The following is a 23770-nucleotide window of genomic DNA, read 5'->3' as shown; positions in this document are numbered from 1 at the left end:
TTCAATCCTCCTGATGCCCCTCGGGGGCTAGAGCGTCCCATCCCTCAAGAAAGTCTTTCACCGCTTCGATATCGGGCAGAAAGCCCGCTGCAGTCGTGGGAACGTCGGCATTTCCAACTTTGATGCCGATGCCTCGGCCCAAAAGAACCCGGAATGCGTCTTCGTCGGTTTCATCGTCTCCGAGATAGACGCAGAAGGCGTCTTCCGGCTGGCGGGCAAGCAGGATCTGCAAGGCGCTCCCCTTGTCCAGGCCGGTGCACCTCAGTTCAACGCCGCCGTTGAACCCCCTCACTTCAAGATTGTGGAGACGGGCAATGGGGGTCCAGCTGTCCACCGCCCATTTCTCCATGGACAGCGCCTCATCGTCCACCTGCCCTCGTGTATGGAGAGCGATACTGGCCGCCTTTACTTCGAGCTGATCCTTTATTCCCCTGCGGATGCCGGTCTCCAGGGCTTTGCCAAGTCCTTCCCTCTGAATTTGAGACGGCTTCCGGATTTCCAGGGTGCCATCGGAATCGTGGAACTCGCATCCATGGCTTCCGATTGTCATGATGCCTGGCACGCCGAGAAGCTTTTCGATCTCGGCAATGGGCCTGCCGGAAGCGACGGCAATGCCGCCGGAAGTCCTGTTCCGAATCCTGGCGATAAGATCCGGGATGCCGGCCATCGGGTAGGCTTCCATCCGTGCGACCTGGAACGGGGCGACGGTTCCGTCATAATCCAGGACGAGGAAACTCGCCCTGGCGGACTGAAGCCTCTTCCAGAAATCCGGGATGCCCCGTACCGGTATGGGAAAGACGCGCGAGGAAATCACCAGGTCTCGATCCTTTCCCGGGTTTCGAACATGACGGCATGCATCAGGGTGAGGTATTCACGGAGATGGCGCGTCACCAGGAAGTTTTCCAGGACAAAATGATGGGCCTTCTCCCCCATCTCCGTCAGCTGGTCCCGGTGCTTCAGCAGGTACCGGATTCTCAGGGCGGCGCCCTCCGGCGAGGTGACGAGGAAACCGGTGTGATGGTCCACAACCTGAAGCCGGATCCCCCCCGTATCCCCTCCGATTACCGGCTTGCTCTTCCACATCGCTTCGGTCACGGTGAGGCCGAACCCTTCCCGGGTGGACTTCTGGATCACAATGTCCGAGATTCTCTGGAAGGCGTTAATGGTCCGGTGGTCATCACTGGGAAGGAGAAGGACATGGATATCCTCGTCCGTACCGGCGTTCTCTTTGACCCGACGGATCATCTCCTCTCCTTCGGGGTCATCGGCGGCCCCTCCGCCTGCAAGGACAAGTTGAATCGGTGAAAATTCCCTCACCATCCTGTAGGAACGGATCACTCCAATGGGGTCCTTGAACCGGTCGAAGCGCGATACCTGGGTAATGATGGGCCGTTCCGGATCCAGGCCCCACTTGTGGTACATGGCCGAAAGTTCATCGTGCCCCAGATCGATGTTCTTCTCGCTCAGGGGATCGATGCTCGGGGCAACAAGGTAGAGAGGATGGGGAAGCGGCTGGGCGAACTCGGACAGCGACCAGATGCTGGCGGAGTAAGGTTCGACGAACGCCCGCAGGAATTTCCAGACCGGCCGGAACGGGCGGCTCGCATCGATGTGGCAGCGCCATATCCATTTCCCCCGCCGGTTGGGAATAAACTGCAGAAGCGCTGCTGGCTGCGGGTCGTGGATGAAAACCAGATCAGCCTCCTCAAGAGTCTTCCGGAGGGACTCAGCGTTCATCTCGTTAACCCGTTCATATTCCGCCAGATGGTCGGGATGCAGTTCCACCCTCTTACCCTGGAGGCCATTGTGCATCAGTTTCGTGAACGAAAAGAACGGATCGGTCCCGGAGATCACCTCCCATTGAGCGTCGATCCCCAACTCCCGCTTCAGGGGAATGAGCCAGTGGAGAATCTCCGCAACCCCGCCCCCTTCCCGAGTGGAATTGACATGCACGACCTTCATGCCCTGGAGATTCGCAGCGAGCAGCTCCAGGTGATGGATGACGTCCTCGCCGACAATTTGGGCATAGTTCTCCAGCAGTGTCATGACCGGCCCCGCCTTTCTCTCATGTATGCAGCAAAGACCTGATGCAGTTCATTCCGAAGCTCGCTGAGCGTCGTGAAATAGGGGTCTATGCCGGCAATGCGCATGGCAAGTTCCTGGTGCTCTTCACCATAGCCCATGAGCCATTCGGTGAAATCATTTCTTCCCAGAGGGGTTCTCCTGCGCGCATCGATTAAATGATAGAAGATGACTCCCCGTGACATATGAGGGATGTATTCACAGAGATCTTCAATGGTTGAAAACCGTTTGCCGGTGTCGAAAACGACGATCTGGGACCGGACGAAATGGAACCTCTGGGATGGTATGATCCACGAAAGCAGTTCGTTTTCATCGAGCCGCTCTTCGATGACCTCGATGAGTTCCCTGCGCAGTTCTTCGAGGTCCTTGAAACCCGTTGGATCGATCACGGCGAGCCTCTCGGCCAGTGTTTTGTCGTGAATGCCCCGCCAGGTCCAGATCGCAAAATCGTTCTGATAGAGGGGGTCGTCGAAACGGGGGCGCAAAAGGCCGCCCCAGAAATGATAATAGATGCAGCTTGTCGGTATGGTTCCCAGCCTGTCCTTGAGCTCGCGAAGAGTTACCACGTGCTCCCCGGTGGCTACCGCAATGAGTGCGCAGTCCTTCACTGCGAAAGGATCGATCTGCATGGGCCTCCTCACCAAATCACCGTTGGTTTTATCCCGCCTTCAACCTGGATCCGGGAAATCTTTGCAGCAACACCATGGGGAAAGGCTCGATTCCGGCTTCTTCCCGACATTCCGGGGCCGGGCAACCCATTCCCGGAAGCAGCTCAAAAGCGGAATGAGGGTTTGTTTTCTCTTGACATATTTTTCAGAACCGATTATCCAGCGGCAATTAATATTCTTACACGAAATATTTTACCAGAAAGGATTGTCCATGACAACAGAAAGTGGCAATGCTTATGAATATCGAATCATACGCGCTTTGCGTCGCGTCATCCGCGCCGTCCATATCCATTCCAAAAAATTAAACTCGGAGTTCGGACTGACAACGCCCCAGCTTTTGTGTCTCGGTGCATTAGCGGAATCAAGCCGGACAACCCTCACGGATCTGGCCAGGATGGTGAACCTTGGAATAAGCACGGCCAACGGGATCATTGATCGACTGGAAGCGAAGGGATATCTGACTCGAACGAGAAGTTCGGAGGATCATCGCAAGGTGTACCTGGAAATTTCCCAATCCGGAAGGGAAATCATTCTCAAAGCTCCGTCGCCGCTTCAGCACAAGCTGTCGGAGTCCCTGTCGAGGCTTCCCGAATCGGAGCAGATGGTCATCGCCGAATCCCTGGAGCAGGTGGTAAAGCTCATGGAAGCCGAGAAGCTGGACGTCTCGGCCAACCTGTTCCCCGGCGGACAGAGCTACAGAAGTTAAGATAGACATGCCGCAATTACAGCGACTTAACTGAATTCAACGGAGAGGCGGAGAGAAATCGAATGAAAAAAATCTTCATCCGGTCAACTCTTGTTTACATTCTTTTTTCCACGATTGTCCCGACGTTTTTTTTAACAGTCCTTGCCGGTTTCAATCTCCCGGAAAAAACGGATTTCGACGAAGAGATCAAGGTAACCGAATCGGAAGAATTTCACGAAATAACGGGAAAAATCAGAAAAGGTGAAACCCTCTTTGACATTTTTAAACACTACGAACTGAACCTGAACGATCTCTTCAGTTTAAAAGAAGCATCGGCAAGTATTTATAAACTCAGATATCTCCGGGTTAACCAGCCCTATCGGATTCGCCTCGATGAAAACAAACAGATAAACTCCTTCACATACTGGATCGATGAGGACACCATCCTGAATATCACCTGCGGCGAGGAAGGTTTCTGCGCGGAAAAGATCCCTGTGCCTTACGAAAAGAAGATCGAGCACATCGGCGGGGTCATCCAGGATAATCTGATTTCTGCCCTGGGGCATGGCAAAGAGTCCCTGGTGCTTGCACAGAATCTCTCCGATATCTTCGCCTGGGATATAGATTTTACAACAGACATCAGAAAGGGCGACACCTTCAGGCTGGTCGCCGAGGGGTTTTACCTCAATGGAACCCTGAAAAAATACGGCAATATTCTTTCCGCCGAGGTCATCAACAACGGAAAGGCATACCGCGCCTACCGGTTCACGGATGAAGAGGGTACGGATTATTACGATGCATCGGGGAAGTCCCTGAAAAAAACCTTCCTCAGGGCTCCATTGAACTTCAGGCGGATCAGTTCAACGTTCTCCAACGGTCGCTACCATCCGATCCTGAAGATCACCAGGCCTCATCACGGGGTCGACTATGCGGCCCCCGAAGGTACCCCTGTTTCGGCGGCAGGCGATGGATCGGTCGTTTTTGCGGGACGCCGGGGACAGTACGGCAATCTTGTGATTCTGAAGCATCCCGGCGGTTATCAGACGTATTATGGCCATTTGTCGAAAATCCACGAACGTTTAAGGCAGGGAACAGAGGTCAGCCAGGGTTCTTTGATAGGGCTCGTCGGATCAACAGGACTTGCGACGGGGCCGCATCTTCATTTCGAGATGAGGATCAACGACCGCCCCATAAATCCTTTATCGATTTCGGTTCCAAGGGGGTCGGACATCACCGTCAAATCGACGGTAAAATTTGAACGCTTGAAGGCGGAGCAGGATGTTGAACTCGCATCCATTCCTCCCGGCAACTTCCTGGCCATCGAGGGAAAAAGGCATGGCAACCCGGGAAGCAGCGAAGGGTAACGGTGTTTTTCTCCTGCTTTGATGCGGAATACCTTCGAAATAATCGACTCCGGAATGGAGACATTGGGGAAAATCCCTCCGCCTCACGAATGAATCGGAAGGGGTGTACGGAATGGATCTGAACGTTTATCTTGAAAAAATTACGGCCCTTTACCAGGGATATCAATGGCTCATCGTATTTCTGATTATATTTGTCGCGCTTCTATTTGATTTCATTCAAAAAATTGTCCTATCGCGTCTGCACAGGCGGACGCTCCTCACAGAAAACCCCTGGGACGAGGCCATTCTGACTGCTCTTCGGAAGCCTTTGAGCGCCTTGATCTGGATCATAGGCATTTCCGCTGCGGTTAACTACGTAGCACCGAAGACGGCCTTCCTGGAGTATTCCCGGGATGCTGCCCGTGCCGGCATCATCCTTGTTATCGCCTGGTTCTGCGTCAACCTCGTCCGGCAGCTTCATGACAATATCCTGGAAATTCAGCGCAAAAAGGGGAAGCCGGTTGATCCGACCACGGCAGATGCCATCGGCAAGCTTGCCCGGATATCCATTTTTATCACGGCCTCACTGATGATGCTGCAGACCCTGGGCTTCAGCATCTCCGGCGTCCTCGCCTTTGGCGGCATCGGCGGCATCGCCGTGGGCTTTGCGGCAAAGGACATCCTCTCCAACTTCTTCGGCGGATTGACGATCTTCCTCGATCGGCCTTTTGCCGTGGGGGACTGGATTCGCTCACCGGACAGAAACATCGAGGGCGTAGTGGAATACATCGGCTGGCGCCTTACCCGGATCCGAACCTTCGAAAACCGCCCCCTTTACATACCCAACTCGACCTTCACGACCATCGCGCTGGAAAACCCATCCAGAATGACCCATCGCAGGATTTATGAAACCATCGGCGTCCGCTACGATGACGCAAACAAGGTCATGGCCATCGCAAAAGATGTCCGTCAGATGCTGATCGATCACCCCGGCATTGATCCCACCCAGACACTGATCGTCAATTTCAACACCTTCGGCCCCTCGTCCCTGGATGTCATGGTCTATGCCTTCACCAGAACGAAGGTGTGGGTGGAATATCACCAGGTCAAGGAGGATGTGCTGATGAAGGTTTACCGGATTATCCTCTCCCATGGAGCGGAGGTCGCTTTCCCGACCTCGACCATCCATGTTCCCGAGCGGATATTGCTGGAACAGGTAAACCTTAGCTCCCAAAAATAAACACGGAAGGGCCATCCCAAAAAAACAGCGCCTTTATACAAGTCCGGAACTCCTGAACGATCATGAACAAGCAGCGATTCAGCAACTCCCTCTGCCGGAGAATCTGGAACTTTCCGGATCCAGATTCTCCGGTCTTGCCAATCCGAGCAGGAGATTCTGGAATGCCTGAAAACATTAAGGGCTCAACAAACGGACGGGGCAGAAGGCGCCTCCCGCAACTTGTCAATCCTTCCTGCCATTTAACAATTTCTTTTCTCGTCTACTCTTTCCGGAGGCGGTGCTCTCCTTCTTCAGCGAACGGCGGCCGCGGAGGACTCGCCCGAAAAGCGGAATGCAAAAGCCGCAACAGGTGGGCCTATCGTTTCGAACATCGTGACGGCCCCAAGCACCGTGGCTGAAATCAGGGATGCCTGATCCATGAACATCATACAGGAAGTGTCGGCTAGCCCTATCGCCAGACCTGCCATTGGAACCATGAGAAGTCCGCTCGATATTCCGTAACGAAGGGGTTTACGAAGCAGGACCGTTGCTGCGGTAACCCCGGCCGTTTTTGCAAATGTACGGGCAACTACCACCGCGAAGACTGCAGGAGCAAACTCGATCAATTCACTTACATGCAGCTTTGCACCTGCAAAAACAAACAGTACGATAAAAAAAAGCTCAAAGGCAGGACCAAAGGCCAACTCTGAAACAATATTTTCCCTCTCAATACTTTTCGCCGCAACTCCGACAACGAGCGGAACAAGGAGCATGGAAAGCTGCGTCTCCTTCGCAAAGCCAACTGCCAACATGATTGTACCTATTACAAGTGCGAGTCGGTATTGAGCTGCCTGGCGGGTCTTGATAACAAAAAAATGTAGACACCAGCCTAAAATAATCCCCAAAAGGAGCGACCCCATCAGTTGGTACAGGGGCTGAAGAATCACGGTCATCCAGTGTGAACCTACGGTGTAATGCATGAAGGGCAGAATGAAAGAGAATAACGTAAAAGAAATCAGATTATTGAGCGCAACCAGTGTCTCCGTGGATTCCGTCACTTTGCCCGATGCGCCGACTTCATTCGCCACATGCAAAAGAACCGCTGGGGATGAGGAAACGGTGATTGCGGCAACCAGTGCAGCCGTTGCGATCCCCACATCAAAAATCGAGAGGATGTAGGTTACAAGACAAAAGGTCGCAACACTTTCAACAAGAGAGACCAGAAGGAGGCTTGGGTTATGTCGAAGCATGGCCATGTCGAGTGACAACCCAAGCCGATAGAGAATAAGCCCAAGGGCGATATGTATAAGAATCCCTGACTGGGCCAAGGTTTCCTGGCTCAAAATATTGATTCCGCTCGGCCCGAAGAAGAATCCGACAGCCATAAACCCCGTGATGCTTGGAAGCCAGGGGATAAGATGTGTGATGAATCCGCCAAGGGACCCGATCAGCAGGATGAGGCCAAATGCCATCAATGGCGTGATATCTGCTGGAAAGCTCGGCAAACAACTCATGGAGAACTCCGTCTGATCAGGTTAGTGTAATGGGGGGAATCATAGGAACCCCATGGAGGGATCGCCTCTTTTCTGTCCATCAGCCGTTCCACCCCTTTTGCCCCTTCTCGCGGATATGCTCAATAACGGGAGGTGGCCGCCAGCGGTTCATGAATTTTCATCTCTCCGGAATCAATGACATGAACCGATTTATCATGCTGGGTTATCCGGACTTCCGCAAGATCCAAAAGCCTCTTCATCGCCGGTTTGCTCCAATCAAAGCAAGATAAAGATGATTAGTCAAGGCTTGAGCTTGTCCCAAATCCACCGCCTATTTTGAAGCAACTGATCATTTCGGTTTTTCACGCCACGTTTTGAAGAAATTCAGAACCGAAAGATTGGTTGTAGTGTCAAAATCAAGTGGATCTCATGCGATAAGTCTCTCCTGAACGGATTTTTTGCGTATCTCGGAGGCACTTCTCCCTCCGGTAAAATTTTCCCTTTCTGAAATCCACCGCCTGATTCTTATTTCCTTTTTATTATCAAGGAGATCTCTGTTCTTACCCTGCCGGAAGCCATGCCAACGCCTGAATCCGGTGCCGGGCAGCAAGAAGCAGGTCCATGGCCCGGTGCCCTTTCACCAGACGGATAATCAACTCCTGGGATCGTTCCACAATGCGCCCCGGAAGATTGATAAGCGAAAAACGGATCTCTTTCATCCTCCTGGTCGTCCATGATCGTCCCAATGCCAGCTGCTTCAGCGCTGAATTGAGATTCAGTGCCAGAATCATGATCCACCACCAGGCCGCATTTTCGCCAAAGTCTCCCGAGGGAAGGCGACCGCCGGCAAAATCTCCTTTCATGACGGAATGGGCTTCCTCAGATTTCCCGCATCGCTCACGGTGCCAGCGAATCAGAGCATCTCCATCCCAATCCATGTTCGTCACCAGACCAAACACCTTGTACGGCTGACTCGAAACGCTCATTGTCGGAAAGGGCAATTCCTCCTGAAGAGATTCCATCCCCGGCAGATACGAAAAGTTCAACTTCTCGCGAATGGCAAGATAACGGTAAACAGGAGCATTCTTGCTGTGGGCGATTGCTGAGGGAATAAAGCAGACCTCCGCCCATTGCTGATTGGTCTCAGTCGGAACGCCATCATAGATTTTGTGCACAGGCGACCATTCCGATTCCTCCACATCCAGCACCGCCTTCTTGAACTCCGCTGTGACATCGCAGCCGACCGCAAACTCGATCCGCCCAAACCGCTCATGTGCTCCTTGCTCGCAGTAGCGAAGCAACGCATGCTGATACCCTGCCGTGTCCGAACGGAGGCGGACCTTTTCAACCTCTGCCGGCAACAGAGCAAGGGCTTCCTGCAGTACCCGCAATTGCTCATGCCCGGCAGGAACATTCCCATCACGAAACTCCGTATGCAATACCATCGACTGCTCCGCCCACCACGTATTCAACGGCTGGTATGCCGAAAAACCCTTGTAACTGTAAAGAGATTCCCGCTTGCCCGTGGCCACGAGCGTCGCATCCTGATCCAGCGTCGCTATCCCCTGAGGATTTCGCTTCTGGACGAAAGCCATCATGTCCGCATTCACTGCCGACAATCCCTGTAAATGTTTATTCGCAGGCGGAATGAAGGCCGTGCACGCCACTCGCTTTGCCTCCTGAGTCGTATCATGAAAGGCCGATAAAAACCGAAACACCGACGAAGGAGATGGAACACTGCGATTCCTCTCCTTCCTCCACCGCCGATCCAACTCCCGCCGCTCACGGCGGGTCATCCCCTTCTGCTCAATCCGGCGCAACACCCGACAAAACCCCTCGTCGTCCTCCAGCTTGCGTAAATCATCCACACATTCCCCACCAGCAAGATTAAGCAATATCAAGGATGTTACTATCTGCGCATCCGTCCATCCCTGACGCTTCACATGAATGTGGCGTGCAATGCTGTCTGAAAGCCCCATGACCGAGGCTAAATCCAGGTACAACGGAAGACCGGCCAGCGCCGTCATTCCCGACTCTCTTTTCTCCTCTTCATACTTGAATGATAGGACCCCTTGTGCCATAATCGCTCCACCTCGTTGATGATGATTTTTCCTTGACAGAAAATCTCTATCACCTTGATTTTTAAGGGTCAACGAGGTTTTTTATTTTTTTTGATGGTGGATTAAGGTCTGATGGAATGAAATTAAAAAGAAGTTAAAGGCCCCCCGCTCTCGAAATCCTGCTTCGCATCGCTCAGCAGGGCCGAGATTGTGTTGCACAGGGTTATGTTCCGGGCTGCAGCGCCACGGCGAACTCCAGTGCCCGCCCGTCACGCAGCACCGTTATCTTGACCGTGTCGCCCACGGAAAAGTCGTCCAGGCGTGCAAGCAGCCTGCTGACAGTGTCAACCGGCTTCCCGTCAACCGCGGTGATGATGTCTCCCGGTACAATCCCCCCATCCGGGGTGATTGTCGCCCCTTTCAGGCCGGCTTGTTCCGCCGCTGACCCCGGGGATACCTTCAGGATTACAATCCCCTTCAGGCCCAGGAGGGGTTTCAGGCGCTCATTGATTCCCTCGTCCAAGTGAATGCCGAGGGCCGGGCGGTTGTATTTCCCGTTCCGGATCAGTTGAGGTACAACCCGGTTCACCGTATCGACAGGCACGGCGAATCCGATACCGGCACTGGCTCCGCTCGGGCTGTAAATGGCCGTGTTGATGCCGATGAGCCGACCGGCGGAATCGAGGAGAGGGCCACCCGAATTTCCGGGGTTGATGGCTGCGTCCGTTTGAATCAGGTGCTCGATGGTGACGCCATTGCCGCTGAGGGAACGATCCAGTGCTGAGACAATACCGGTCGTTAGAGTCCAGTCCAGGCCGAAGGGGTTGCCGATGGCGAACACCTTCTGGCCGACCTTCAAGTCGCTGCTCGTTCCCAGTGGTACCGGCGGGGAGCGCTTGAAGCCTATTCCGATCCTCAGAACGGCGATGTCATGGGAAGGGCTTGCCCCGACCAGGGCGGCCCTGTAGTCGCTTCCGTCGCTGAGCCTGACCGTTGCTTCACTCGCCCCCTGGATGACGTGGAAGTTGGTAATGACATGCCCGGATTGATCCCAGATAAATCCGGAACCCGTACCGCGCGGCACTGTGAAGACATTGCGCGTCCAGCGATCGCGCACCAGCGCCTTGGTCGTGATGAAGACGACGGAGTCGCGCGATTTTTCAAAAAGCTCGATCGTTGCCTTCTCGTCGGCGGCCAGATCACCGCGGGCCGCTACAGTGCGGGGTGAGGCATCCGTTTTCGGGGAAAACAAGCCCTGAATGTGGGGGCAGCCCCGCCAGAGAATGAACAGCAAGGCACCCACCAGGGCATAAGCGATGAGGCGGAGGACATAACGGTTTTTGGCGGCCATAAGGCTCCTTTCATAGCGGACGGGTAGAAGGATTCAACGGGAGATCCCGGGCGGAATCGGGTGGATAAGGTTCTGTTGCTGTGTTGCTGAATATGTGAGAGAGGTGCCCTCCGTGTCAAGGAAATTTTAGCCGGCTGATTTCGTGCAGAACCCGATTTTTTTCCTGTCAGGATTCTGCAGATGCCGGTAACGGAAGGCCGAAGTAGATTCAGGGGCTTGGACCCTGCCTGTCAGGGCGATTCCCGTGGGAAAGGCGCTTTTAACGGCTCCGTTTTCATCGATCACTTATCGCACGGGTCAAGGGGGTCGAGCCTGCCCGCACATACCCCGGTTTTTCGGCATTCGCTGTGCTGCGGTGTGTTTTTTGCTAGGACCTTTTTTATTTAACAAGGAGCCGTGGATGCAATGCAAAAGGTTTTGGTGAACGAAAAAGGGATGGCATGGATCACGTGCAACCAATGCAAACACACTTCGGTTGTTGATTTGAATGGTTTCTGCGAGGGAATAAATGTCATCGACCACAAATGTTCAAAATGCGAGGCTGTGTCGGAAGTCACTTGCGAATTCAGAAAATCGTACAGAAAGGAAGTCAGCCTTCAAGGAACCTTCATCCGGCAACAGCCTGGAGAAGAGCTGGCGGGGAGAATCGAAGTCACCGATCTCTCAAGGGTCGGCATAAAATTTAGGACCCGGGTGACGTACGATTTTAAACCCGGCTGTATCCTGAAACTCACCTTTACACTGGACGACAGGAACAAGACTCAAGTCAATCAAATGACCAAGGTCAAATGGGTTGAGGGACGGATGGTGGGGGGCGAGTTCGTCAATCAGGACCAGTGGTCCCAGAAGCAACTGGGGTTCTATTTTATGTCCTAGATTGAAGGGAACAGCCTGCCCGGTGATCCCAGACGAGACCTTGACAATTCGGGGCAGATTGACCTTTCGTGCCAATCTGCCCCGAATTGTTTCTTGTCGGTCATCCCGGGGGGATTCTGTCCCTGTTTTTTCCTTGACGGTCGATTCAAAAAGATTTAACGGAAGGATATTGTGAAAAAAACCATCGAAACGAGGTTGCATTCCAGGGGAGAATCGGGCGGCAGGGAGAAGACGGTGCGCGAGAGTCAGCCGAATGGATGCAGCTTGGTTTGACAGGAGATCTGAAGACATGGACAAAAGGGGAAAATGCCCGGAGCCGACCCTGAAGGCCGGTGATCGACTTTTTGGCTTCAAGGTGCTGCGCGTTGAACAGATGGACGATCTCCGGGTGACGGCCTATGAGATCGAGCACGAAAACACCGGCGCAAAATTGCTTCATCTTCACAGCATGGACAGGGAAAACCTCTTCTCCATCGGTTTCCGGACCCCCCCTCCGGATTCAACCGGTGTGCCGCATATCCTGGAGCATTCCGTCCTCGCTGGTTCGGAAAAATATCCGCTCAAGGATGCCTTCAACGAACTGGTGCGGGGAACCCTGCAGACCTTCATCAATGCCTTCACCTATCCGGACAAGACCATCTACCCCGTGGCCAGCCAGGTCAAAAGGGATTTTTTCAATCTTGCCCGGGTTTATACCGATCTGGTTCTTTTCCCACGTCTCCTGGAGGAAACCTTTCTTCAGGAAGGCCATCACCTGGAATTCGTCGATCCTGAGGACACCTCCAGCGAACTCACCATTTCGGGCATCGTGTACAACGAGATGAAGGGGGCCTATTCCTCTCCTGAAGCGCTGATGTTCAAGGAGATCCAAGAAGCAATCTATCCGGATACGCCGTACGCCTTTGATTCCGGGGGCAGTCCTGAAGCGATTCCGACGCTGACCTACGAAGGGTTCCGGACTTTTCACCGCCTCTATTACTCGCCGTCCAATGCCCGGTTTTTCCTCTACGGGGATATTCCGACGGCCGAGCATCTGGCCTTTCTTGAGGAGATGCTTGCCGGCTTTGAGCGGACTTCCGTGAATTCCGAGGTGACCTGCCAGCCCCGCTGGATGGCCCCCGCCCAGGTGCGATCCGTTTATCCCGTGAGCAAAGAAGAGGCTCTGGCGGGAAAAACCGCCATCAACATGGCCTGGATGCTTACGGAAAACACCGATGAGGAGACCGCCATTCTCCTGGAAATCCTGGCGGGCATCCTGATCGGAAGCGCAGCCGCTCCGCTCCGCAAATCCCTCATCGATTCGGGCCTTGGCGAGGACCTTTCCCCCGTATCGGGCATCGAAAGAGATCTGCGCCAGCTTCTCTTTGCCGTGGGTTTGCGGGGAAGCGATCCGGAAAAGGCTGGAGCGGTAGAGGCCTGTATCATGGATTCGCTTAAAGAATCCGTTGCGAAAGGATTTGACCGGGAGCTGATCGAGGGCGTTCTCCATCAGATCGAATTTCAAGGCAAGGAGATTGTCCGGAGCTCCTATCCATACGGGATTGTCTTGATGGGGCGGGCTTACCACACATGGCTCTATGACGGCGATCCCCTCTCCGGACTGAACTTTCCCCGCATCATCGAACATGTGCGGAGAAAATGGGAGGCCCAGCCGGACCTCTTCGAGCGCTTGACGCAAACCTGGCTGCTCGACAATCCCCACCGCGTCCTTTCGATTCTGGAGCCCAGCCGGACCATTGCCGAGGAAAAGGAATCCGGGTTCCGGGAAAAAATGGCGGGCATTAAAGCATCATTGAGTAATCAGAACCGTGAAGAGATCCGGGAAACGGCGCAGCGGCTCCGGGCGTTTCAGAGCGAGCCGGACAGTCCCGACGCGGTAGCCTCTCTGCCGAAGCTCCGGGTTGCCGATCTCGAACGGGGCATTGAAACGATTCCCACAGAGAAAAGGTCTCTCGAAGGGATTCCCGTCCTGATGCACAATCTGTTTACCAACGGGATTGCCTATGCCGAACTGGCCTTTGACGTGTCCTCCATTCCGGAGGAGCTGCAGCTTTATCTGCCTCTGCTGGGCAAGATGACGAACAATATGGGGGCGGCGGGTTATTCCTATGAGGAGATGGCCAAGCGGATCACCCTGAAGACCGGGGGGCTCGGCTCGTCTCTCAACGCCGGCATGACGGCCGACGGCCGGGGAACCTGGCAGCGCATGATTTTCGGCGTATCCTCCCTCCATCGGAATGTTGAGGATGCCATCGAAATTCTGAAAGATGTCCTCACGGCTGGAGATCTCAGCCATGAAGCCCGGATTCGCGATCTCCTTGCAGAAAAGAAAAACGGGCTTCACGCCGCCGTCGTGCCTTCGGGCCATGCCTTTGCCAGGATGGCCGCGGGGGCGGGCCTTTCTCTGCCGGCCTGGCGCGATGAGCAGTGGCATGGCCGCACGCAGCTCCGCTTCGTCAGCCGCATTGCTGAGGAATTCCAGAAAAAGCCCGGCGAATTTCGGGAAAAGCTGGCATGCCTGCGGTCCATGGTCTTCAGCCCGGACAAGCTGCTGCTCAACGTGACGGGAGATGAGGAAGGCCTCTCCCTGCTGGAGAATCAGCTGAAGGTCCTTGTCAATTGCCTGACAAGGAGTGTCAAGGAGGAATCCGCAGCGCTTCCGGAAAGAACGCCGGTTTATTCCGGCATTGCCATTCCTGCTCAGGTGTCCTATGTGGCAAGGGTCATGGGCGCCCCCAATTTCAATTCGCCCTTGTCGCCTGCTTTGCTGGTGCTGGCCCGCCACTTGTCCAACGGCTTCCTCTACAAGCGCATCCGGGTCCAGGGTGGCGCCTATGGCGGTATGTGCCAGTTCGATCCCATGGGCGGATTGTTTTCTTTCTTCTCCTATCGAGACCCCCGCATTGTGGAAACCCTGGAGATTTATGAGGAGGCCATGGCCTTTATCGGCGATGTAAAACTGGCGCCGGAGGAAATGGAAAAAGCGATTGTCGGAACGATTGGTGCGCTGGACAGACCGATGGATCCTTCCGGACGGGGGTCGGTGGCCATGATCCGGGAACTGGCAGGCATATCGGACAACGATCGCCGGAGATTCCGGGAAGCCATACTGGATGCGTCGGCAGAAGACCTTCAAAGTGCCGCAATCGCTTATTTCAGCGATATGCAGAAGGAAGAGGGCGTTGCCGTGTATGCATCGGAGGATTCGCTTTCTGCCGCCAACCAGCGCCTTCAAAGAAAACTGGCAATAGAACCTCTCATATGGGAAGCCGCTGAATGACGGTCACAAAAACGCCCTGTTTTCTCTGCCGGCATTTCTTGATAACCCACAATTCCCGGTGGCCTTACCGTTGCCGGGCCATGAGTTTTATGTCGTTCACCCTCCCTTCGGAGGCGGTTTATCGGCATTCCGGGACTTCCTGCCTGGCCTTCACTCCCAAAAAACAAAAAACCGGCGTTCCGTGAGGATCTGAAGGAAACACTAATCGTGGTGAGCAAAAAAGCCGACCGAAGCGAGAAGAAGGATGACGAACCCAAAACCGAAATAAATGAGGGTGAATTGATCGATAACAGCCTGACCGGATTCCCGGATGACATTCATGTTCAGGATGTAGGCCCAGTAGAGAATGAAGCCGTAGTTTAGAATCAGGGCGAGTTTAATCCGGCCGAACAACACAGCCGCGGTGCTCATGATCAGCAGGAGGGCGATCTGAATCAGGGGGATCGAAAGATTGATGGAAAGAAGGGTGTCCATATTTTCTCCTTCCTAAATTGGAGGCAGTTGTTTGGTTGATCGTCTCTTGAAACGAAAAAAACCCGCAACGAGAAACATTCATGATTCCGGATTTTTATATTATGATTTTCCCCCTGTCAATGTTAAACTGATGTTGGAGAGACGGACCGGCCTTTAACAGTAAATCCCGCTGATGCGCCATTCTTATCGATGGATTCTGGAAGGGGTGGCGGTGTTTTCTGAAAAAATTTGTGATGTGGGGAGGTTGAGACAATGAGCAGATATTGTGGGCATCTTGCCGTCGCAGTCCTGATGGGGCTTCTGCTTGTCCTGCAAGGCTGTGCGGCCATGCATTTCCGCGACTACGGGAGATTTTCGCCGGATTCGAAAGCCGCCCAGGCCTTTGAAAGCTATCAGGTAGATCCGGAAATGAACTATTACGTCAGCGGTTCGGACACCCATCCGAGCGCCCTGCTGGGGCTCGATAAACGTTATGTGCTGGAGCCCTCCCTCTGGAAAGCTGTGGACATGACTCCCTCCCGAATGAAAGAACTTGTCGGTGCCATGAAGGCGAGGGCGTCAATGATCGGTCAGGGGTTATTCGGTTTTTCCCTTCTGGACCTCGAAGGAAAGCCTGTGGGAATCTGGTATTCCATTATGACAGCAACGACGGCGTTACGAATGAAGGAAGATAACGGAGTGATCATCTATACGCCGGATTTGGATACCTATGACAAGTACGAAAGCAAATCGGACGGAGGCGGAGGCGCGGACCGCTGAAAGGGGCCATCCTTTAGGCTGCAGGGGAAAATGACCAGAGACCGGTGAAAATCACCGGTCTTTTTTGTTTGAGAAGGTCAGGGCAAAACTGTTGATAAGAAAGCGAAGGTCCTTTTGAAATTTTTATTATTTATAACGGTTTGAAATAACTTCTATTTTGTTAAGTTCCCCTGGTTGGTGATGTTCATGTAATGCTTCTGGTACAGTCATTGCTCTTATAGGCAGTCAGTTCATAATGATACGATTTGATTTTAAAAAATGAACATTTTGAAGGATAGGGAGGTGGTGTCAGGGCTGGGAGAAGTCACGGGCAGATATTAGAATTTTTGTAAAAAATAACAAATAATTGAATAAAGAAAAGGAGATTCAAGTTATGATGACAGAAATTACCAAGAAAAGAGGGCAAAAAGGTTTCACGTTGATTGAACTCATGATCGTCATCGCGATCATCGGCATTCTGGCGGCCATTGCCATTCCGCAGTTTTCCGCATATCGAGAGCGTGGTTATCAGGCCTCGATGAAATCTGATGCCAACTCAATCAGGATTGCCGAGGAAGCATATTACGTGGATAAAAACATATATACAGGCACTGCTGCTGATCTTGCTAACTTCGGTTATTCACAGCCTTCCGAGGGAAATACACCTACAATTACGGTAGTTGCCGGTCCTCCAGCCACATTTTCAGTTGCAATAGCATCAACCAAGACGGCAAAAACGGTTACCTATAACAGTGCAACCGGCCAGACTACGATGAACTAAAACTGGCAGGACCAAAATCAGGCTTAAATGGGGACTGTCGATACGAAGTCATGGAAGAGCATCCAAGACGGTCATAATGGAAACACCATTCTTTCCGAGTTTAACCAAAGGGAACTCCTGATTTGAACCATGCCGTAGGAAAGAAGTCCGATGAAGAGGGGTGAGGAAGTTCCTCACCCTTTTTCGTTACGGGGAATTTTCTCAAAAAATATTTGAATGGAAAAATTAACGTTTCATCCCGCTTCCGAACTTTTGATGTTCAGCCGGGCATGCAATGCGGTCAGCGGTAATGCACCGGAAAGAAAAGATCTTTGAGGCGATGACGGAGTTCGGGTCGAGGGCCTTTGTTTGTGCAGATCCATATGAAATTAAACCGCATTATCGAAACACTGGTATTAACTTCCCTGGGATGTTTTTTAATCCCGCTGACTTTATTGTGCAACGTTCCACCAACTGCCCGGGACGCCCTGATTCACCATCTTGCCCTTCCGAAACTGTGGCTGCTGCACAATAAGTTCTTTCATGTTCCCTGGGCGGAATTCTCGTACTACCCAATGAACATTGAGCTGCTTTACACTATTCCCCTTTATTTCCATAACGACATCATTCCTAATTACATCCATTTACTATTCGGTATCTGCACCGGTTTGCTTATCTATTGGCATTTGAATAGGAAAATCGGGCATCTATGGGCATTGCTGGGAGGGTTGATTTTTGTCAGCACCCCCATCATTCTCCGCCTTTCAACCATGGCTTATGTCGATCTTGGGATGACGTTCTTTATCACAGGGAGTATGCTGTCATTTGTCCGATGGCGGGATTCTGAATTTGAAGACGGAAAATGGTTTTATTGTTCCGCCCTTTGCATGGGACTCGCCTTGGGTTCCAAGTACAATTCTCTGATAGCCTTTTTCTTCCTGAACATGATGGTGGTGTTTATCTATGCCAGAGATACGGGAAGGCAGGGGATGGCATTGAAATATGGAGCGCTCTTCTGCATCGTCTCCTTACTTTTCGTCTCACCCTGGTACATGATGAATTATGTTTCAACGGGAAATCCTTTCCATCCATTGTTCGACGGGATTTTTCAGGAGTATCATCATAATGCTTCAGATTTTAGGGGACAAGTTCTTAAATCTCTTAAAGAAAATGCTAGTAGCGGCCTTTTCCAGACAAGAATCGTGTACTATGGAGAAAGCTTCTGGGAAACGATTCTTGTGCCTCTGAGAATATTTTTCCAGGGCAAAGATGATTCCCCGCAATACTTCGATGGGGTTTTGAATCTGATCCTGATTGTCTTTCTGCCTTTTTCATTTATGGATCGTCAATATCGGAAGGAAACTGTTTTGTTTTCAGTCTTTACAGGATTTCTGATCTTTGTTGCCTTTTTTACCGAGGTTATAAGGATCCGCTATATCCTGCCCATCGTGCCTTTCCTGTCGATACTGTGTGTTCATGGAATGAGAAACATTCTCAACTTCAAATGGGATGGACCCTTGTTTGCGAAGTATGGATTGAAGTCAGTGGTCTTTTCTGTTCTAATATTGTGTTTGCTGATGAACTCGATCTACTTGAAAAATTATTTTATGTCAGTTGATCCGATGCCCTATGTATTAAATCATGAGACAAGGGATGCGTATTTATTGCGTCATGTGGATAGTTATCAATCAATCAAGTATATTAATGACCATTTGCCTCAGAACGCCTGCGTTCGCTTAATTTACATGGGAAGAAGGGGATATTATCTTGATCGTGCCTATGTCCACGACCGCTACTTCGGTATGACGGCAATCAATGAAATGATCGAGACATCAAGTGGCGATAAATCACTGAGAAGCTATTTCAAAAGCCAGAAATACTCACATCTGCTGGTGCGTATAGATTTGTTCGAGCGATATTTAAAAGAGAACTGTTCAGAGGTGCAGATATGTGACTTTGCACGTTCATTCAATAGCAGTACAAAGTTGTTATATGCATCTCACGGATATGCAGTTTATGAAATTATTGGATGATCCGACTGGCACGGGCCACGGTGTTCCGGGGAACCTTTCCCCGGATGCCCCCGGGGGATAACGTTTTGATTGGGTTGCTCTCAGGCTTGCCACAATGTCATTTTACACGTTAACGTGTTTTGTATTAATGAGTTACGGCATCTTCAAAAATCAACGTTGGGGCAGCAGTGAGATGGCACAATAACTTATTTGTTGGATAATATATGAAAGATCACCAGTACTGAACGTTGATGCAAAATATCCATCCCACCCTCCTTGTCCTGACCTCGACCTTTCCCAGATGGTCGGGAGATCGGGAACCCCCCTTTGTCTATGAGCTGTCCAGGCGGCTGGCTCGCCATTTTACCGTGCATGTTCTTGCACCACATGCGCCTGGGACGAAAGAAGTTGAGGAAATGGACGGTATCCGAGTGTTCCGGTTCCGTTATTTCTGGGGGGAGGGAGAAAAGCTCGCTTACGAGGGCGGTATTCTTGGCAGTTTGAAGCAGCATCCCCGGCGTTTTCTTCTGGTCCCTTTTTTCCTTGCCGGCCAGTTGGCCGCACTATATCGACTGCTCAAGTCAGGCCATTATGAAGCAATCCATGCACACTGGTTGCTTCCGCAAGGTTTTGCGGCGATTCTTTCGCGGAAGTGCGCAGGAGCGGAATGCCCGATCCTGTGCACTTCTCATGGCGGGGATCTGTTTGCTTTAAAGGGGAGCCTGTTCCGGATTCTGAAACGCTTCGTCCTTTCCCGAACCCAAGGGCTCACGGTGGTCAGCCGGGCGATGAAGGAAGAGGTGCTGCGGCTGGGAAGCCGCGAACTCATCACCGATGTCATTCCGATGGGTGTCGATCTTGAAAAAACCTTTATTCCGCCACCGAATTCCGCTGCGCGAATTCCCGGACAGCTGCTGTTTGTCGGACGGCTTGTGGAAAAAAAAGGACTGATTTATCTGCTTGGAGCCATGCCCGCCATATTGCAGGACCATCCTGAAGCCCGTCTGCTGATTGTCGGCAGTGGCCCGGAAGAGCAGAATCTAAGAAAAGAAGCGGAACGTTTGAGGCTGCATTCGAGCGTCACCTTTCTAGGATCCTTGGGGAACCAGGATCTGCCTGCACTCTACCAGAAGTCGGAAATTGTGGTTTTTCCCTCGATCATTGCTGCAGATGGAGACCAGGAAGGTTTCGGGCTGGTCCAGGTTGAGGCGCTGGGATGTGAATGTGGTGTTGTCGCAACGGATCTGCCGGCGATCCGGGATATTATGAGCGATGGAAAAACGGGATTCATCGTTCCGCAACGAAACGAATCGGCATTGGCGGAAAAAATCAAATTTCTGCTCAATAATCAGGATGTGAGGATTGAACTGGGGCGCCAAGGCCGGGCTTTCGTTCGGGAAAGGTACGACTGGGATATTATTGCGGAGAGATACAAGGGGATGATTGAAAAGATTATGGCAGCCGGTGAGCGACCGAGATGACTTTCCTCACAACAGGATGAAAGCAGGCGTGCCAATGCTCCTTGTAGGAGCCTGATTTTTGTCTTGACACGGGGTAGTGCCTCAACCGGTTACCCTGGAGTACCGCGGTCAAGCATCGTGTCAAAAAGTTTAGCATATTCCCGAATCATGCGGTCTCGGGTGAAGTACTGCTCTACACGGGTGCGATTGAATTCTCCCATGTCCCGCCGCAGTTCGGGCATCTCGGCAAGCATGTTGATCTTTTCCGCAAAGGCATCGGAATGGCCTGGTTCACAGAGGAAGCCGCCTTTGCCGTCAATGACGAGTTCAGGGATGGCCGAAGTGTTGGATGCGACAATCGGCAGCCCGCAAGACATCGCTTCGGCGAGAACCAGACCAAACCCCTCACGGACAGAAGGAAAAAGCAGCATGTCGTATTGCCGGTAGAGTTCAGGCATCTCCTTCAGGGGAACATTTCCCAGATCTATCAGGCCGGAGACGGATGGAAGAGGTGTTTTCGATCTTAAACCGCGGGTATACCCGATGGTGATGCCGGGGTTCAACTTTCGGGAAATGGCGGGGAGAAGAAAGGCCCCTTTCCGTCGGTGGAGATTCCCCGCAAAAAGAATCCGGATTCCCTTCCCCGCGGGTTTCTTGTTGGCCGGATAAAATTCGGCCGTGTCGATGCCGTTGTAAATCACTTGAATGTTCCGGGTAACTCCCAGCTCCCGATGGGCGCTTTCCGCCAGAAACCGACTGACAGCGGTGATCGTGTCGGCTGCTTTTAAGGAGGCGCGGGTGAACCAGCGCAGGTCGGTTTTATAATGAATGCGCTGGATCAAGGTGCTGTGAGGCATCATCATGGCGTCTAGAAAAAAACTGTGGAGTGTGAGGACTAGGGGAATCCCCGGACGGCGGAAGAATATCCCGTAATCCGACGTGGTGTGAATCAGGGAAGGCTTTCGGCCCTTTAATGAAAAAGGGAGGGTGGTCGGGAAAAACTCCCGCATGGGAGAGTAGGGGCAGACACGATACCCTTTAATCCCTGATTCGAGCATTTTGTGCAGGACAAAAGCGCCGTTACCGGTAGGCATGGGGCTGAGAATCATGGGGTCTTTAACGTGACGGCAGCTTTCTTCTGGTTGAGGTAAGCTTGTAAGGGACATAGATTTGCCTGAAGATCAGTTGCATAAATTTCCACATAAGCCTTTTTTCGTTCGCTTTCTGAATGAGATGTTCTTCCCTGAGCCGTTTTCTCAGATAATTCGAATTGCTGCTGACACCATTGCAGCCAATGACAGCGGCGGGCATAGACTGTATCAGTACGGAACAGCTTGCCGAATCAAGTGCCCGGTAAAAAAAATCATAGTCCAAAGCAATGGAAATCTCTTTTTTGAAGCCGCCTATCCGTTCAAAAACCCGTTTATGAACAAACGCCCCTGAGTGAGGAAATGTGGTTTTAAAGTGATACCACCAAGGTGTTTTTATGGGGTTGAAAGGAGTCATCTTTCCGTTCTGACCAATTTTTAAAACGGGGTAACTGACAATATCATAAGTTTGACCGACAGCAACAGGATAAACCTTTTCGCAGACATCGCGGGATATAAGCCGATCATCTGCCTGCAGGACCAACATATATTGTCCCTTTGCCATACGGATTCCCTTGTTCAAGGCATCGGCGATTCCGTCATCTCTTTCTGAAAGGTAGGATATTCGATGGTACCGGGCCGCATCCTTGATTACAGCCAGGGTGCCGTCCGTTGAACCTCCGTCAATGATGAGATGTTCTAGTTGTGAAAATGTTTGTTCTGCAATGGAATCAATGGTATCCCGGATCGTGTCGACACAGTTCAGTGAAGCGGTGATAATGCTGAAGAATGGATGATCGGTTTTCATGAGTCAGCTGTTCGCGCTACATCTTCGATGATTGTCTGGAATTTCCCGTTGAATGAATTTTGATTCCACAAGGCCGCCCGTTTTTTTCCGTTTCTGCTGAGCTGTCTGCATAAATCGTCATCGGTCCATAATCTTTTCATGGCGTTCATCATTTCATCTACAGCGTTTGGATTGAAAAACAAAGCAGCATCTCCTAACTGCTCGGGCATGCCGTAGATATTTGAAACGGCCATGGGACATCCCGTGGCACATGCTTCCAGAGGAGGAATATTCGTTGGGCCGAAAAAGGATGGAAAAATGAGTGCTCGCGTCCGGTGGTAAAGTTCGGGCATGTCTTCGCTGGAGACGTAGCCGAGGATGGTGACATTGTTGGAAAGATCCATCGAATTGAGATATTCCAATGTTTTTTTGTAAGCATTTTTTGCCGATCCGACCAGCACAAGGTGAATGTCGTTGATTTCGCGCTTCAGGCCGGCTAAGGCTGCAAGCAGGTTGTGATGATTCTTGTGCTCCCAGAACTGGGCCGGATAGAAGAAAAACTTGCGAGGCAGTTCATATTTTGTATCAAAGTTTATGGAATGGCCTTGCGAATTTATATACCCCGGTGGGACGTATGGCAGGACATGGATACGATCTGCATGGACCTTGTAGGATTCCATGACTTGTTTCCCCCCGCAGTTGGAATCGACGAGGATGCCCCTGGAGTATTTGCAGATGGCCCGATAGTGCTTTTCTCTACGCAGATATTCCAGTGGCGCGGCAGCTTCGGGGAATTTTCTTTCATAACGATGCATCAGATCATGAATAATTCCCAAAGAATTAAGCGGAAGGAGATATGTCCAGGTATCTTGCGAAGGAAAGATCCACAATGAACAGCTTTCCTCAATCAGGCGCCGGGAAAAGGCAGGATTGAAATTGAAGAACGCTCGCTGCCAGAAAGAAATCGGCAGGTTTAAAAGGAGCCACCCCTTGCCCTTGAAGATGCGCCATAAAAGATTTTGTGATATCCGGAAATGCTCAAGGCCCAGAAACTTGAGATGTTCTTCCCAGCGCTCCGTTGTGCAGGCAATGATCGTTTTGTATCGATCTTTCGGCAGGGAAGCCGCAGCATCCAGTATGGAAAGGCCGTACTGAAACATTCCCCCGGATTCTGGTTCAGAGCCCAGGTAGATGCCTATTTTTGTTCGTGATGATTTGAGTTTATCCTGATCCAGATATGTATTCAAGATGACTCCATGAGATAATTTGCCTCCAAACGTGGCATGGCTGGAAACATTTTACTGAAGCGGTAGTTGGCTCACCGTTGAAAAAGAAAGATGGTCTTATTATCATGGTACTGAACGGTTCAACAATCCACGGGAAATAAAAATTTA

Annotated in this window: 19 protein-coding genes; 9 read left to right on the top strand and 10 right to left on the bottom strand. The window is 51.8% G+C overall.

Annotated features, from left to right (window positions below; translation table 11 throughout):
* Position 1: 1 nt before the first annotated feature.
* From otsB to AB3175_RS04235, 3 genes are read right to left on the bottom strand one after another with little or no spacing between them, the layout of a single operon-like run.
* Positions 2-814, bottom strand: coding sequence for a trehalose-phosphatase (gene otsB, locus AB3175_RS04245; RefSeq protein WP_367359700.1), 813 nt, complete (start codon positions 812-814; stop codon positions 2-4).
* Positions 811-2046 (bottom strand): glycosyltransferase, encoded by a 1236-nt coding sequence (locus AB3175_RS04240; RefSeq protein ID WP_367359699.1) that lies wholly within the window; start codon positions 2044-2046, stop codon positions 811-813. The genes otsB and AB3175_RS04240 overlap by 4 nt, the downstream gene beginning before the upstream one ends.
* Positions 2043-2711 carry a DUF5752 family protein gene (locus tag AB3175_RS04235; RefSeq protein ID WP_367359698.1) on the bottom strand — a complete coding sequence of 223 codons (669 nt, stop codon included), beginning with the start codon at positions 2709-2711 and terminating at the stop codon, positions 2043-2045. Before AB3175_RS04235 ends, AB3175_RS04240 begins: the two co-directional genes overlap by 4 nt.
* 250 nt (positions 2712-2961) lie before the next feature.
* On the opposite strand from AB3175_RS04235, the gene AB3175_RS04230 reads away from it, so the two are divergent.
* From AB3175_RS04230 to AB3175_RS04220, 3 genes are all read left to right on the top strand, one after another.
* Positions 2962-3456 (top strand): MarR family winged helix-turn-helix transcriptional regulator, encoded by a 495-nt coding sequence (locus tag AB3175_RS04230; RefSeq protein ID WP_367359697.1) that lies wholly within the window; start codon positions 2962-2964, stop codon positions 3454-3456.
* Positions 3457-3518: 62 nt separating this feature from the next.
* Positions 3519-4799 (top strand): M23 family metallopeptidase, encoded by a 1281-nt coding sequence (locus AB3175_RS04225; protein WP_367359696.1) that lies wholly within the window; start codon positions 3519-3521, stop codon positions 4797-4799.
* Positions 4800-4911: 112 nt separating this feature from the next.
* The gene (locus tag AB3175_RS04220) at positions 4912-6018 is read left to right on the top strand and encodes a mechanosensitive ion channel family protein (RefSeq protein WP_367359695.1); all 1107 of its coding nucleotides are present in this window, start codon (positions 4912-4914) and stop codon (positions 6016-6018) included.
* Between the two features lie 290 nt (positions 6019-6308).
* On the opposite strand, the gene AB3175_RS04215 is transcribed toward AB3175_RS04220, so the two are convergent.
* The 3 genes from AB3175_RS04215 to AB3175_RS04205 form a co-directional block, all read right to left on the bottom strand.
* Positions 6309-7511 (bottom strand): cation:proton antiporter, encoded by a 1203-nt coding sequence (locus tag AB3175_RS04215; RefSeq protein ID WP_367359694.1) that lies wholly within the window; start codon positions 7509-7511, stop codon positions 6309-6311.
* Positions 7512-8050: 539 nt separating this feature from the next.
* The gene (locus tag AB3175_RS04210; protein ID WP_367359693.1) at positions 8051-9571 is read right to left on the bottom strand and encodes an IS1380 family transposase; all 1521 of its coding nucleotides are present in this window, start codon (positions 9569-9571) and stop codon (positions 8051-8053) included.
* A gap of 202 nt (positions 9572-9773) precedes the next feature.
* Complete coding sequence (locus AB3175_RS04205) at positions 9774-10901, bottom strand: S1C family serine protease (RefSeq protein ID WP_367359692.1); 1128 nt, start codon at positions 10899-10901, stop codon at positions 9774-9776.
* Positions 10902-11306: 405 nt separating this feature from the next.
* Here AB3175_RS04205 and AB3175_RS04200 point away from each other — a divergent pair, with 405 nt between their 5' ends.
* The gene (locus tag AB3175_RS04200; RefSeq protein ID WP_367359691.1) at positions 11307-11777 is read left to right on the top strand and encodes a hypothetical protein; all 471 of its coding nucleotides are present in this window, start codon (positions 11307-11309) and stop codon (positions 11775-11777) included.
* A 289-nt stretch (positions 11778-12066) separates the two neighbouring features.
* Entirely contained in the window at positions 12067-15057 is a 2991-nt protein-coding gene (locus AB3175_RS04195) for an insulinase family protein (RefSeq protein ID WP_367359690.1), read from the top strand.
* Positions 15058-15258: 201 nt separating this feature from the next.
* On the opposite strand, the gene AB3175_RS04190 is transcribed toward AB3175_RS04195, so the two are convergent.
* A complete protein-coding gene (locus AB3175_RS04190; RefSeq protein WP_367359689.1) occupies positions 15259-15531 on the bottom strand; it encodes a hypothetical protein in 273 nt (90 codons plus the stop codon).
* Between the two features lie 252 nt (positions 15532-15783).
* Here AB3175_RS04190 and AB3175_RS04185 point away from each other — a divergent pair, with 252 nt between their 5' ends.
* The 4 genes from AB3175_RS04185 to AB3175_RS04170 all read left to right on the top strand — a co-directional run bounded on the left by AB3175_RS04185 (position 15784) and on the right by AB3175_RS04170 (position 20522).
* Entirely contained in the window at positions 15784-16290 is a 507-nt protein-coding gene (locus tag AB3175_RS04185; RefSeq protein ID WP_367359688.1) for a hypothetical protein, read from the top strand.
* Between the two features lie 376 nt (positions 16291-16666).
* Complete coding sequence (locus tag AB3175_RS04180; RefSeq protein WP_367359727.1) at positions 16667-17050, top strand: type IV pilin protein; 384 nt, start codon at positions 16667-16669, stop codon at positions 17048-17050.
* A gap of 362 nt (positions 17051-17412) precedes the next feature.
* The gene (locus AB3175_RS04175; RefSeq protein ID WP_367359687.1) at positions 17413-19062 is read left to right on the top strand and encodes an ArnT family glycosyltransferase; all 1650 of its coding nucleotides are present in this window, start codon (positions 17413-17415) and stop codon (positions 19060-19062) included.
* Between the two features lie 230 nt (positions 19063-19292).
* Positions 19293-20522, top strand: coding sequence for a glycosyltransferase (locus tag AB3175_RS04170; protein WP_367359686.1), 1230 nt, complete (start codon positions 19293-19295; stop codon positions 20520-20522).
* Positions 20523-20611: 89 nt separating this feature from the next.
* On the opposite strand, the gene AB3175_RS04165 is transcribed toward AB3175_RS04170, so the two are convergent.
* From AB3175_RS04165 to AB3175_RS04155, 3 genes are read right to left on the bottom strand one after another with little or no spacing between them, the layout of a single operon-like run.
* Entirely contained in the window at positions 20612-21595 is a 984-nt protein-coding gene (locus tag AB3175_RS04165; protein WP_367359685.1) for a glycosyltransferase family 4 protein, read from the bottom strand.
* A 22-nt stretch (positions 21596-21617) separates the two neighbouring features.
* Entirely contained in the window at positions 21618-22397 is a 780-nt protein-coding gene (locus AB3175_RS04160; RefSeq protein WP_367359684.1) for a glycosyltransferase family 2 protein, read from the bottom strand.
* Complete coding sequence (locus tag AB3175_RS04155; RefSeq protein ID WP_367359683.1) at positions 22394-23623, bottom strand: glycosyltransferase family 4 protein; 1230 nt, start codon at positions 23621-23623, stop codon at positions 22394-22396. The genes AB3175_RS04160 and AB3175_RS04155 overlap by 4 nt, the downstream gene beginning before the upstream one ends.
* Between the last annotated feature and the right edge of the window lie 147 nt (positions 23624-23770).

The organism is Syntrophus sp. (in: bacteria) (genome assembly GCF_040768185.1).
In the GTDB taxonomy this organism is placed as follows: domain Bacteria; phylum Desulfobacterota; class Syntrophia; order Syntrophales; family Syntrophaceae; genus Syntrophus; species Syntrophus buswellii.
This window is presented reverse-complemented; position numbering and strand designations above follow the sequence as displayed.